This is a genomic window from Pseudomonas sp. 14P5.3.2 (assembly GCF_057799175.1).
In genome coordinates this window covers 29,759-41,961 of sequence record NZ_JBYOKU010000016.1, presented here as the reverse complement: position 1 = coordinate 41,961, position 12,203 = coordinate 29,759, and the positions used below count along the sequence as shown (strand labels likewise).

General features: G+C 60.8%; 11 protein-coding genes. 5 read left to right on the top strand and 6 right to left on the bottom strand.

The window, feature by feature from the left end; translation table 11 throughout:
• Window positions 1-70: 70 nt before the first annotated feature.
• Window positions 71-2,392, top strand: coding sequence for a hybrid sensor histidine kinase/response regulator (locus AC27VU_RS15045; RefSeq protein WP_488724348.1), 2,322 nt, complete (start codon window positions 71-73; stop codon window positions 2,390-2,392).
• On the opposite strand, the gene AC27VU_RS15040 is transcribed toward AC27VU_RS15045, so the two are convergent.
• The 3 genes from AC27VU_RS15040 to msrB all read right to left on the bottom strand — a co-directional run bounded on the left by AC27VU_RS15040 (window position 2,376) and on the right by msrB (window position 3,881).
• Window positions 2,376-2,837, bottom strand: coding sequence for a MarR family winged helix-turn-helix transcriptional regulator (locus AC27VU_RS15040; protein WP_488724347.1), 462 nt, complete (start codon window positions 2,835-2,837; stop codon window positions 2,376-2,378). The genes AC27VU_RS15045 and AC27VU_RS15040 overlap by 17 nt on opposite strands.
• The gene (locus tag AC27VU_RS15035; protein ID WP_003226757.1) at window positions 2,834-3,319 is read right to left on the bottom strand and encodes a glutathione peroxidase; all 486 of its coding nucleotides are present in this window, start codon (window positions 3,317-3,319) and stop codon (window positions 2,834-2,836) included. Before AC27VU_RS15035 ends, AC27VU_RS15040 begins: the two co-directional genes overlap by 4 nt.
• 166 nt (window positions 3,320-3,485) lie before the next feature.
• Complete coding sequence (msrB, locus tag AC27VU_RS15030; protein ID WP_003226759.1) at window positions 3,486-3,881, bottom strand: peptide-methionine (R)-S-oxide reductase MsrB; 396 nt, start codon at window positions 3,879-3,881, stop codon at window positions 3,486-3,488.
• Window positions 3,882-4,104: 223 nt separating this feature from the next.
• Here msrB and AC27VU_RS15025 point away from each other — a divergent pair, with 223 nt between their 5' ends.
• Together AC27VU_RS15025 and htpX are read left to right on the top strand one after the other, a co-directional pair.
• Window positions 4,105-5,316, top strand: coding sequence for a pyridoxal phosphate-dependent aminotransferase (locus AC27VU_RS15025; RefSeq protein ID WP_103483824.1), 1,212 nt, complete (start codon window positions 4,105-4,107; stop codon window positions 5,314-5,316).
• Between the two features lie 304 nt (window positions 5,317-5,620).
• Complete coding sequence (htpX, locus tag AC27VU_RS15020) at window positions 5,621-6,508, top strand: protease HtpX (protein WP_045122567.1); 888 nt, start codon at window positions 5,621-5,623, stop codon at window positions 6,506-6,508.
• A gap of 200 nt (window positions 6,509-6,708) precedes the next feature.
• On the opposite strand, the gene AC27VU_RS15015 is transcribed toward htpX, so the two are convergent.
• Complete coding sequence (locus tag AC27VU_RS15015; RefSeq protein WP_488724346.1) at window positions 6,709-7,365, bottom strand: thiopurine S-methyltransferase; 657 nt, start codon at window positions 7,363-7,365, stop codon at window positions 6,709-6,711.
• Between the two features lie 104 nt (window positions 7,366-7,469).
• Here AC27VU_RS15015 and AC27VU_RS15010 point away from each other — a divergent pair, with 104 nt between their 5' ends.
• Window positions 7,470-8,237 carry a DODA-type extradiol aromatic ring-opening family dioxygenase gene (locus tag AC27VU_RS15010; RefSeq protein WP_488724345.1) on the top strand — a complete coding sequence of 256 codons (768 nt, stop codon included), beginning with the start codon at window positions 7,470-7,472 and terminating at the stop codon, window positions 8,235-8,237.
• Window positions 8,238-8,426: 189 nt separating this feature from the next.
• On the opposite strand, the gene AC27VU_RS15005 is transcribed toward AC27VU_RS15010, so the two are convergent.
• A complete protein-coding gene (locus AC27VU_RS15005) occupies window positions 8,427-10,100 on the bottom strand; it encodes a DEAD/DEAH box helicase (protein WP_003226768.1) in 1,674 nt (557 codons plus the stop codon).
• A 423-nt stretch (window positions 10,101-10,523) separates the two neighbouring features.
• On the opposite strand from AC27VU_RS15005, the gene AC27VU_RS15000 reads away from it, so the two are divergent.
• Window positions 10,524-11,315, top strand: a complete 792-nt coding sequence (locus tag AC27VU_RS15000; protein ID WP_488724344.1) for a crotonase/enoyl-CoA hydratase family protein — start codon at window positions 10,524-10,526, stop codon at window positions 11,313-11,315.
• A 109-nt stretch (window positions 11,316-11,424) separates the two neighbouring features.
• Here the strand turns inward: AC27VU_RS15000 and AC27VU_RS14995 are convergent, their stop codons facing one another.
• Complete coding sequence (locus AC27VU_RS14995) at window positions 11,425-12,180, bottom strand: spermidine synthase (protein ID WP_226499724.1); 756 nt, start codon at window positions 12,178-12,180, stop codon at window positions 11,425-11,427.
• Between the last annotated feature and the right edge of the window lie 23 nt (window positions 12,181-12,203).

The following is a 12,203-nucleotide window of genomic DNA, read 5'->3' as shown; positions in this document are numbered from 1 at the left end:
GAACCTCGGTATCCATACATGATCGACTATGCTTGAGCAGCGAAGGGAAACGGAAGTGGTTCAACACCCTATGGATATCAAATTCACCCACCGGCTGTCTTACAAGCAAGCCAGATTCACTGTGCTGGTCGGGTTCATTCTGGGCACGCTGCTCAGCCTGCTGCAAATCGGCATCGATTATGCCAGTGAAGACGCCTCCATCAACCGTGAAATCCTGTCGTTGCTGGAAATCAGCCACAATCCGGCATCGCGCATCGCCTACAACATCGACGCGGAACTGGCGCAGGAACTGACCCTGGGACTGTTGCGTTCGCCGGCGATCATCTCGGCGCAAATGACCGACAACAACGGTAACGTCCTGGCCAACGTCAAACGCCCGGAACTGCAAAGCCGTTATCGGGTGATCAGCGATTTCCTGTTCGGCGCCAAACGCCAGTTCGAAGACCGCCTGTACCTCGACCACCTGCCCAACGAATCGCTGGGCACGCTGAGTCTGGAAGTCGACACCTACGCGTTCGGCAGCCGGTTCCTGCGCCGCGCCGAAGTCACCCTGCTCAACGGTTTTGCCCGCAGCCTGATCCTCACCGGCATCCTGCTGGCGCTGTTCTACGTGATGCTGACCAAGCCACTGGTGCGTCTGATCCGTGAGCTCAGCGCGCGCGACGCACGCAGCGCAGAACCGACGACTCTGGAATGTCCGGCCGGCCACGCCAACGACGAGATCGGCGTGCTGGTCAAAGTCGCCAACCAGCAGTTCGACAACATCGCCACGGAAATCCAGCAACGCCGCAACGCCGAAAACCGCCTGACCGATTACCTCGGACAACTGGAACACATCGTCTCGGCCCGCACCGCCGAGCTCAAGGCCATCAACACCCGGCTCAGCCAGTCCAACGAGGAACTGGAGGTGGCCCGCAGCACCGCGCTGGACATGGCCGAAGCGCGCTCGGCATTCCTTGCCAACATGAGCCACGAGATCCGCACCCCGCTCAACGGCCTGCTGGGGATGATCGCCCTGTCCCTCGACGGGCCACTGAATGCCGAGCAGCAGCAACAGCTGTCGATTGCCCACGACTCGGGCAAGGTTCTGGTGGAACTGCTCAACGATATTCTCGACCTGTCCAAGTTCGATGCGGGGCAACTGGAGCTGGAACACATCCCGTTCGACCTCGCCTCGCTGATCGAGGACACCGCCAACCTGCTGTCGCAGAACGCCGCGCCCAGCGTTGAATTGACCTGCCTGATCGACCCGCACTTCCCCGCGCTGGTGCTGGGGGATCCAACCCGGGTACGGCAGATTGTCAGCAACCTGCTGTCCAATGCCCTGAAGTTCACCCGGTTCGGCCGGGTCGATGTGCGTCTGTCAGCGCATAACGACGGGGTGCGCATCGAGGTCTGCGACACCGGCATCGGCATCGCCGAGGAAGCCCAGGTGAAAATCTTCCAGCCGTTCACCCAGGCCGGTGCCGGCATCACCCGCCAGTACGGCGGCACCGGCCTCGGCCTGGCGCTGACCTACAACCTGTGTGAAGCCATGCAAGGCCGATTGACCATCAGTTCCGAGGCCGGTTTCGGCAGTCAGTTCTGCGCCGACCTGCCGTTGCCGTGCCACACCCGGGCGGTGATGCCGCCGCCGTTGCAGGGCAAGGTTCTGGCGATCACCGCTGCCAGCAGCGGCCTGGCGGAACTGCTCAAGACGCTGTTGCCAGTGTGGGGCGTGACCTATGAGCAGCGCACCATGGACGATCCGCTGCTGGGCCTGTCTCCCGACCTGGTGATCACCGACTGCCCGGAATGCCTGTTCAGCCTGCGCCCGACGCTCAGCACGCCGATCCTGGTGGTGACCGCTTATGGCAGCTTCATGCCCAGCGAAGAAGCCGCGGCGCTGGCGCCATTGCAGCAACAGGCCCGACCGCTGGCGCGCAACGCGCTGTTTCAGATCCTGCGGCGCATTCTGCTGGCCGACATCACCACGATCAACGATGCGCGCCTCGAGAGCGTGCCCGTACAACGGCGCGGACGGGTACTGCTGGTGGAGGACAATCCGGTCAACCAATTGGTGGCCAAGGGCATGCTCGGCAAGCTCGGTTGCGATGTGGTGGTCGCCGCCCACGGTGCCGAGGCGCTCGATCAACTGGAGCACGATGAATTCGATCTGGTGCTGATGGACTGCAACATGCCGGTGATGGACGGCTACGAAGCGAGCCGGCAGATCCGCCAGAGCGGGCGCTGGCCACACCTGCCGATCGTCGCACTGACCGCCAACGCCATGTCCGAAGAACGCGAACGCTGCCGTGCGGCCGGCATGAGCGATTACCTGGCCAAGCCGTTCCGCCGCGAAGAGCTGGCGGCGGTGCTCGACCAGTGGATTCCGACTACGTCAGTGCTTTGATCTGCCCCAACAGGTGATCGAGGCCGTTGCGCAAATCATTGAGTCGATCGAGATCCACCCCGCTGTCGCACAACAACCGGGCCTTGAGTGGCCCGACCTGCTCGCGCAGCGCCTGGCCTTGGGTGGTCAGGCTCAGATGCACTTCACGCTCGTCGCGCGCCGAACGCTGGCGCTGCACCCACTGCAATTGCTCAAGACGCTTGAGCAACGGCGTCAGGGTGCCGGAGTCCAGCGCCAGCCGCTCGCCCAAGGCCTTGACCGTCGGTTGCTCCGGCGGTTTGTCCTGCCATTCCCACAGCACCAGCATCGCCAGGTACTGCGGGTACGTCAGGCCAAGCTGATCGAGCATCGGCTTGTAAGCGCGAATCACCGCCCGGGACGCGGCATACAACTTGAAGCACAACTGACTGTCGAGCTTCAGCGAATCGTCGGGCAGGCTGTTCATTTGAGCAGAGCTTCGATCTCGCCGCTCATGTCCTGCGGCTTGGTGGTCGGGGCGAAACGCTTGACCAGTTGCCCATCCTTGCCGATCAGGAACTTGGTGAAGTTCCACTTGATGCCCTCGGAGCCGAGCAGACCCGGAGCGCGCTTTTTCAACTGCACGAACAGTGGATGCGCGTCAGAACCGTTGACGTCGATCTTCTTGAACAGCGGGAAACTCACGCCGTAGTTCAGCTCACAGAACTCGCTGATCGCGCCCTCGTTGCCCGGCTCCTGCTTGCCAAACTGATTGCACGGAAACCCCAGCACCACCAGGCCCTGATCCTTATAGGTCTGCCACAGCTCTTCCAGGCCTTTGTATTGCGGGGTGAAGCCGCATTTGCTGGCGGTGTTGACCACCAGAACGGCCTTGCCAGCGAAATCGGCCAGGGTCTTTTGCTCACCCTTGATGGTGGTGACAGGGATATTCAGCAGGTTGTCGCTCATGATCCGCACTCTGAATTCTGGAAGAAGGCGTAAACATAGCGAGCAATTAAATTGCGTGCAATTTAATTAACTGCACATAACCCTGTAGGAGCTGCCGAAGGCTGCGATCTGTTGATCTTGAAAATCAAAAGATCGCAGCCTTCGGCAGCGCCTACAGGGGCTCGCATCACTCGCGCGGCTCGAGATTCAGGCACACCGAGTTGATGCAATAACGCAGGCCGGTCGGTGGCGGACCATCGGGGAACACGTGGCCCAGATGCGCATCGCAGCGGGCGCATTTGACCTCGGTGCGGATCATGCCGTGGCTGGTATCGCGGATTTCGGTCATGGCGCTTTCGCCGATCGGCGCGTAGAAGCTCGGCCAGCCGCAGCCGGAATCGAATTTGGTTGTGGAGTCGAACAGCGGCTCGTTGCAGCAGACGCAGTGATAGACACCGTCAGTCTTGGTGGCGTTGTATTTGCCGGAGAACGGCCGTTCGGTCGCACTGAGCCGACACACGTTGTACTGCTCGGGGTCGAGCATCGCACGCCATTCTTCCAGGGTTTTTTCCAACTTTTCCATCATCACACCTCAGCGGCTGAAAAAGCCCGATCTGTACCTTTTCCACGGATCGGGTGGCACGTATGATTGCGCCTCGTCACACGCCAGTCTGGCAGTCAGACCGGGCGCATTCAAACGGATTCTCGGCGCCACGGCGCAAGACTCCGCCTGTGCGAAGACGCAGGAATCCCAGTACGGTTGGCCATTCGCCGTCTGGATCGTTCATTTTCGGGATCACATCGCCATGCAGTTCAGCAAATCGAACAAGCTCGCCAACGTCTGCTACGACATTCGCGGCCCGGTGCTCAAGCACGCCAAACGTCTGGAAGAGGAAGGCCAGCGCATCCTCAAGCTGAACATCGGCAACCCGGCACCGTTTGGTTTCGAGGCGCCGGACGAAATTCTCCAGGATGTGATCCGCAACCTGCCGACGGCCCAGGGCTACAGCGACTCCAAAGGCCTGTTCAGCGCGCGTAAAGCGGTGATGCAGTACTACCAGCAAAAAAATGTCGAAGGTGTCGGCATCGAAGACATCTACCTGGGCAACGGCGTGTCCGAGCTGATCGTGATGTCGCTGCAGGCACTGCTCAACAACGGCGACGAAGTGCTGGTGCCGGCCCCGGACTACCCGCTCTGGACCGCCGCCGTGAGCCTGGCCGGCGGGAACGCCGTGCACTACCTGTGCGACGAGGGCGCCGACTGGTTCCCGGATCTGGCCGACATCAAGGCCAAGATCACTCCGAACACCAAAGCGATGGTGATCATCAACCCGAACAACCCGACCGGCGCGGTGTATTCGAAGGAGGTGTTGCTGGGCATGCTCGAACTGGCCCGCCAGCACAACCTGGTGGTGTTCTCCGACGAGATCTACGACAAGATCCTGTATGACGACGCCGTGCACATCTGCACCGCTTCGCTGGCGCCGGACCTGCTGTGCCTGACCTTCAACGGTCTGTCGAAATCCTACCGCGTGGCGGGTTTCCGCTCCGGCTGGATCGCCATCTCCGGGCCGAAACACAATGCCCAGAGCTACATTGAAGGCATCGACATGCTGGCCAACATGCGCCTGTGTGCCAACGTACCGAGCCAGCATGCAATCCAGACCGCCCTCGGTGGCTATCAGAGCATCAACGATCTGGTACTGCCGCAAGGTCGCCTGCTGGAGCAGCGCAACCGCACCTGGGAGTTGCTCAACGACATCCCGGGTGTCAGCTGCGTCAAGCCGATGGGCGCGCTGTATGCATTCCCGCGGATCGACCCGAAAGTTTGCCCGATCCACAACGACGAGAAATTCGTCCTCGACCTGCTGCTCTCCGAGAAGCTGCTGGTGGTGCAAGGCACGGCATTCAACTGGCCGTGGCCGGATCACTTCCGTGTGGTCACGCTGCCACGTGTCGATGATCTGGAAATGGCCATCGGCCGCATCGGCAACTTCCTCAAGTCCTACCGCCAGTAACCGGTCGACAGTGCGCAACGTGTCCTGCGTTGCGCGCTGTCTGATTCAGCAACACTTCTGCCCTCCCCGCCTCACTGCGCCTTCTACACTTGCGATTGATATGGCTTATACGCGCCTGACGTAATGGCGGCGGGTGGCGGCCGCCTGTCAGCCCTTTCGGTTTCGGTCGTGGGCAATGACCTGCAGACCCAGTAATCCGCTGTAGGACACAGTTTGAAATAGTCACTCGGTTGAATCACCCGGTGCCGCACCTTATATACCCCGCAGTACGCTACATCTTTAGCTTGAGGAGATTTCTACAACCATGATGCGCATCCTGCTGTTTTTGGCCACTAACCTGGCGGTCGTGCTGATAGCCAGCATCACCCTGAGCCTGTTCGGCTTCAACGGGTTCATGGCGGCCAACGGGGTTGATCTCAACCTCAGTCAGCTGCTGGTTTTCTGTGCGGTCTTTGGTTTCGCCGGTTCGCTGTTCTCGCTGTTCATCTCCAAGTGGATGGCGAAGATGAGCACCAGCACCCAGATCATCACCCAGCCACGCACCCGGCATGAGCAATGGCTGCTGCAAACCGTCGAGCAACTGTCCCGCGAAGCCGGGATCAAGATGCCCGAAGTCGGTATTTTCCCGGCCTACGAGGCCAACGCGTTCGCCACCGGCTGGAACAAGAACGACGCGCTGGTCGCGGTCAGCCAAGGCCTGCTCGAGCGCTTTTCGCCGGATGAAGTGAAAGCCGTGCTGGCCCACGAAATCGGTCACGTGGCCAACGGTGACATGGTCACCCTGGCGCTGATCCAGGGCGTGGTGAACACCTTCGTGATGTTCTTCGCGCGGATCATCGGCAATTTCGTCGACAAGGTGATCTTCAAGAACGAAGAAGGCCAGGGCATTGCCTACTACGTGGCAACGATCTTCGCCGAACTGGTTCTGGGCATCCTCGCCAGCGCCATCGTCATGTGGTTCTCGCGCAAGCGCGAATTCCGTGCCGACGAAGCCGGCGCACGCCTGGCGGGCACCAACGCAATGATCGGCGCACTGCAACGTCTGCGTGCCGAGCAGGGCCTGCCGGTGCACATGCCGGACACCCTGAATGCCTTTGGCATCAACGGTGGCATCAAACAGGGCTTTGCCCGCATGTTCATGAGCCACCCGCCGCTGGAAGAACGTATCGACGCGTTGCGTCGTCGCGGTTGATCGGTTTGACGCAGTAACGAAAAGGCCCGCAGTGATGCGGGCCTTTTTTGTACTCGGGATTGTGGATTGCCTGTTCTGGCCTCTTCGGGAGCAAGCCCCCTCCCACAGTGGTTTTTGGTGTATTCGAGATTGTTATAACACCGACGATCCCTGTGGGAGCTGGCTTGCCAGCGATGAGGCCAGCCCGGCCAATAAAAAACCTATCGGCCAGAAACCCGATACACCCGCTCCTCCAACCGCGTCACTCCCGCCTGCAGAAACTTCCAGCTCTCCCCCAGCACATCCTGCTCTTGCAGCATCCGCACCTGCCAGTCACCACCCAGCAAGCGCTGCACCTCATCATCGGCCACTGCAAACGGTGGCCCGGACATTTGCGCCTGATCGTAATCCAGTGTGATCAATAACCCTTGCACGCCCGGCGGCAGGATCTGCTGCAGATGCGCTGCATAGCGCTCGCGCATGGGGGGCGGCAAGGCAATCAGCGCTGCCCGGTCGTACAACGCAGCACAGTCCGCTACATCGTCTGCCGTCAGCGCAAAGAAATCACCGCACCACAACTCGATGGAATCCGCGCGATAGACCTTGAACGGCCCTTTGTCGCTGACCTGCGGCGTTACCTGATGCTCGCTGAAAAAGTCCTCGATGGCCTTCTGCGACAACTCGACCCCGAGCACCTGATGACCGCGCCCTGCCAGCCACAGCAGATCCAGGCTTTTGCCGCACAGCGGCACCAGCACCCGCGCGCGGGCCGGCATGGCCAGCGGCGGCCAGTGACGCTGCAGATACGGGTTCACCTCAGGCAGATGAAAGCCGATCTGATTGGATTCCCACTTCTTGTGCCAAAACTCAGGCTGCATGCATCACCCCAAAAAAATCGATCAAAAGGCGTTAAAACTTATATTAGATTTAGATCAATGATCTGACTGAAGATGAGGCCATCTTACCGCTCAGGAACCTCTCCATGTTTCCCAGCCTGTTTATCTCCCACGGCTCGCCCATGCTGGCCCTGGAACCCGGTGCCAGTGGCCCGGCTCTGGCGCGTCTGGCGGCAGAACTGCCCCGCCCCAAAGCCATCATCATCGTTTCTGCGCACTGGGAAAGTCCGGAACTGCTGGTCAGCAGTAATCCGCAACCAGAGACCTGGCATGACTTCGGCGGCTTTCCCCGTGCCCTGTTTGAAGTGCAATATCCGGCACCGGGCAATCCGCAACTGGCAGGCGAAATTGCCGAACTGCTGAACGCCGCCCATCTGCCGGCACGCCTTGATCCGCAACGACCGTTCGATCACGGCGTGTGGGTGCCGCTGTCGCTGATGTACCCGCAGGCGGATATCCCGGTGGTACAGGTGTCGCTGCCGAGCCGCAGCGGCCCGGCGCTGCAAACCCGTGTCGGACGCGCGTTGGCAAGCCTGCGCGATCAGGGCATTTTGCTGATCGGCTCCGGCAGCATCACCCACAACCTGCGCGAACTGGACTGGCATGCCGGGCCGGAAAGCGTCGAGCCATGGGCACGGGACTTCCGTGACTGGATGATCGACAAGCTGGCGGCGAACGATGAGGCGGCGCTGCACGATTACCGTCAGCAGGCACCGAACGCCGTACGCAGCCATCCGAGCGATGAGCATTTGCTGCCGTTGTATTTCGCACGCGGTGCGGGGGGCGAGTTCAGCGTGGCGCACAGGGGATTCACAATGGGTGCGTTAGGCATGGATATCTATCGCTTCGGATAAACGCAGAATCAAAAGATCGCAGCCTTCGGCAGCTCCTACAGTGGGGAATGAGTACACCCTGTGTAGGAGCTGTCGCAGGCAGCGATCTTTTGATCTTCGATCTTCGATCTTTGCTCTTTCAGACAGGCAAAAAAAATCCCCGAACCAGTCGGGGATTTTTTATGTTCGATCAATCAGCCCGAGGGCGGATCAATCTTCGCGGTAGCGACGCAGCTTCAGCTGCTTGCCAGCGACGCGAGTGTCCTTCAGTTTGGTCAGGAGTTTGTCCAGACCATCTTCCGGCAGCTCGACGAGGCTGAAGCTGTCACGCACCTGGATGCGACCGATCGCTTCGCGGGCCAGACCACCTTCATTGAGGATGGCGCCCAGCAGGTTCTTGGCGGCGATACCGTCACGCGCACCCAGCGCGGTACGGCAACGGGCACGACCTTCGCCCAGAGGCATTGGCGCACGACGCTCGCGGTCACCACGATCAGGACGATCACCGGAACGCTCAGGACGGTCGCCACGCGGTGCGTTGTTCGGCACCAGTGGACGTTCCTTCTCGATCGCGGCCAGGTTCAGCGCTTGACCGTTGGTAGCCTTGCGCAGCAGAGCTGCAGCCAGGGCACGCGGGGTGCAACCGATGTCAGCGGTCAGACGATCCAGCAGTTCGCCGTGAGTCGATTCGGCATCAGCGACCAGCGGCGACAGGCTGTTGGTCAGTTTCTTGATGCGTGCATCGAGAACCGCCTGAGCGTCCGGCAGACGCACTTCGGCAACCTTCTGACCGGTTACACGCTCGATCACCTGCAGCATGCGGCGCTCACGTGGAGTCACCAGCAGCAGCGCACGACCTTCGCGACCGGCACGGCCGGTACGGCCAATACGGTGCACGTAGGATTCCGGATCGTACGGCATGTCCACGTTGAATACGTGGGTGATGCGCGGAACGTCCAGACCACGGGCAGCTACGTCGGTCGCGACAACGATGTCCAGACGGCCATCTTTCAGCGAGTCGATCACGCGCTCACGCTGGTTCTGGGCGATGTCACCGTTCAGCGCTGCGGCTTTGTAGCCTTTGGCGTCGAGGGCACTGGCCAGATCCAGGGTCGCTTGCTTGGTGCGCACGAACATGATCAGCGCGTCGAAGTCTTCCACTTCCAGCAAGCTGAGAACGGCAGAGGTCTTCTGGTCAGCGTGAACCAACAGGTGAGCCTGTTCGATCGCGGTAACGGTTTGGGTCTTGGTCTGGATCTTGACGTGTTGCGGATCGCGCAGATGGCGTTCGGCAATGGCGCGGATCGACTGCGGCAGGGTAGCCGAGAACAAAACGGTCTGACGGGTCGATGGCAGAGCTTTGAAGATGACTTCCAGGTCATCCATGAAGCCCAGTTTCAACATTTCGTCAGCTTCGTCGAGAACCAGGTGGTTCACGGTCGACAGGACTTTCTCGTCGCGACGCAGGTGGTCACACAGACGACCCGGAGTAGCGACAACAATCTGTGCGCCATTACGGATAGCCTTGAGTTGCGGGCCCATCGGTGCGCCGCCGTAAACGGCGACAACGGTGACGCCAGGCATTTGCTTGGCGTAGGTTTCAAAAGCGGTTGCTACTTGCAGCGCCAACTCTCGAGTTGGCGCCAGGATCAGGGCTTGCGGTTCGCGCTTGGCAGGATCGATGCGGTGCAGAATAGGCAGTGCGAACGCGGCGGTTTTACCGGTACCGGTTTGCGCCTGGCCAATCATGTCCTGGCCGGCCATGATGATCGGGATCGATTGCTGCTGAATCGCCGAAGGCTCTTCGTAGCCGGTCGCTGCGACGGCTGCAAGAATATTCGGGTTAAGATTAAAAGCGGCGAATCCGCCGGTTTCCTGGGTCATGGGTCTGCCTCTAAGTGCATCCGCAAAGACCCATGCTCCAAAGCTGCGCATGCCGTGTTGAGACTCAAGAGTCGCCCTGGCAGCTTTGTCGGCGGGGATTTGCGAAAACGAATGAATGAAAAAAAGAATCGTCCGGGAAGAGCCCGCAATGCGGACGTGCAGCCGAAGCTGACTTCGGGAAATTGCGCTACCTAAACGCGGCCCGGTTAAAGGCCGGCGCGCACTATACCGGATTTTGCCCGAAAAGGGAGCTTTTTTTATCGTCTGAATCGGTGTGTCACCGCTGTGTAACGGGGTTTTGCGGATAATCGTGCGAAGGTCTATTTTTCAAAGGCCCGGCCCTGCGGGCGATGACGCTTAAACGATTCACCGATGTGCGGCATACCGTCGCTGCACCCGCCCTTCCCGCCCGAGGATCTCCCCATGAATCAGCCCTGCCCCGGCCGCGTCAGCCGTGAACGTCGTGGTCATGTCCACTTGATCGGCCTCGACCGAGCCGCCAAGCGCAACGCGTTCGACCTCGATCTGCTCAATGCCCTGAGCCTGGCCTACGGTGAGTTCGAGGCAGACAGCGAGGCGCGGGCGGCCGTGGTGTTCGGGCACGGCGAGCACTTTACCGCCGGCCTGGACCTGCTCAACGCCAGCGCCGCCCTCGCCGAAGGCTGGCAGGTTCCGACCGGCGGTTGCGACCCGTGGGGTGTTTTCGTCGGACCGCGAGTGAGCAAACCGGTGATTGTTGCCGCGCAGGGTTACTGCCTGACCATCGGCATCGAGTTGATGCTGGCAGCCGACATCAATCTGTGTGCGAGCAATACGCGCTTTGCGCAAATGGAAGTGCAGCGTGGGATTTTTCCCTTTGGTGGCGCGACGTTACGTTTTCATCAGGTGGCGGGCTGGGGCAACGCGATGCGTTGGCTGCTGACCGGTGATGAGTTCGATGCGCATGATGCGTTGCGTCTGGGCTTGGTGCAGGAAGTGATGGCCAGCGAGGATTTGCTGCCACGGGCGATCGAACTGGCCGAGCGGATTGCTCGGCAGGCACCGTTGGGGGTGCAGGCGACACTGATGTCGGCGCGCCAGGCGCGGTATGAAGGTGAGACAGCGGCAGCGCAGGGGTTGCCGGCGCTGGTGAAGAAGTTGCTGGGGAGTGAGGATGCCAAGGAGGGCGTGAGGTCGCTGGTGGAGCGGCGGCCGGGCATCTTCAAAGGGGTCTGAGAAATCTGGTGCTCTTCAGGCCCTCTTCGCGAGCAAGCCCGCTCCCACATTTGGAATGCATTTCAAGTGTGGGAGCGGGCTTGCTCGCGAAGGGGCCATCACTGACAACTCAAGTCGCCGGGCGAATCGCCTTGATCAACGATTGCAACGAATACCCCAACCGCGGTGCCAGCGCTTCGGCCCGGGCGGTCAGCGCCTGCAGGTCCAGCTCCTGTTCGAGATCCGCCGGCACAATCAGAATTACGTTGCCCTCCTTCACCGGCAATTCCCAGTAATGCCGGTGATAGAGCCCGCGCAGCAACGCGGCGCCCAACGGTTTGCCATCATCGGTTGCCCACTGGTTGATCACCAGCCAGCCGCCCGGATTCAGACGCTTCTGACAGTCGCCGAGGAAACTCCAGGCCAGATGCCCGACACCCGGCCCCACGTCGGTGTAGAGGTCGACAAAGATCAGATCCGCAGGCTCGGCCGTTGGCAGCAATTCCAGCGCATCGCCGACCCGGATGTACAAGCGCGGATCGTCATCCAGCCCCAGATACTCGATGGCCAGGCGTGGCACGTCCGGGCGCAGTTCGATGGCTTCGACGTCTTCCAGCGGCAGGAACTTGAGGCAGGCCTGGGTCAGCGTGCCGGCACCGAGGCCGAGAAACAGTGCGCTCTCCGGTTGCTCGTGGCACAGCGCGCCAATCAGCATCGCCCGGGTGTAGTCGTATTCGAGCCAGCTCGGATCGGCGGTGAACACGCAGCTCTGTTCGATGGCATCGCCGAATTCCAGAAAGCGGTAATCGGCCACTTCCAGCACGCGAATCACGCCGAACTCATCCTGTACCTCGGCGAGCAACAGCTCGACGCGCTCCTCAGTCATTTCGTCTCCTGATGGTCACCGGG

Coding starts and splice junctions, on each gene's coding strand:
- AC27VU_RS15045 (WP_488724348.1), top strand. CDS start 71: ATGGATATCAAATTCACCCACCGGCTGTCTTACAAGCAAGCCAGATTC.
- AC27VU_RS15040 (WP_488724347.1), bottom strand. CDS start 2,837: ATGAACAGCCTGCCCGACGATTCGCTGAAGCTCGACAGTCAGTTGTGC.
- AC27VU_RS15035 (WP_003226757.1), bottom strand. CDS start 3,319: ATGAGCGACAACCTGCTGAATATCCCTGTCACCACCATCAAGGGTGAG.
- msrB (WP_003226759.1), bottom strand. CDS start 3,881: ATGGAAAAGTTGGAAAAAACCCTGGAAGAATGGCGTGCGATGCTCGAC.
- AC27VU_RS15025 (WP_103483824.1), top strand. CDS start 4,105: ATGCAGTTCAGCAAATCGAACAAGCTCGCCAACGTCTGCTACGACATT.
- htpX (WP_045122567.1), top strand. CDS start 5,621: ATGATGCGCATCCTGCTGTTTTTGGCCACTAACCTGGCGGTCGTGCTG.
- AC27VU_RS15015 (WP_488724346.1), bottom strand. CDS start 7,365: ATGCAGCCTGAGTTTTGGCACAAGAAGTGGGAATCCAATCAGATCGGC.
- AC27VU_RS15010 (WP_488724345.1), top strand. CDS start 7,470: ATGTTTCCCAGCCTGTTTATCTCCCACGGCTCGCCCATGCTGGCCCTG.
- AC27VU_RS15005 (WP_003226768.1), bottom strand. CDS start 10,100: ATGACCCAGGAAACCGGCGGATTCGCCGCTTTTAATCTTAACCCGAAT.
- AC27VU_RS15000 (WP_488724344.1), top strand. CDS start 10,524: ATGAATCAGCCCTGCCCCGGCCGCGTCAGCCGTGAACGTCGTGGTCAT.
- AC27VU_RS14995 (WP_226499724.1), bottom strand. CDS start 12,180: ATGACTGAGGAGCGCGTCGAGCTGTTGCTCGCCGAGGTACAGGATGAG.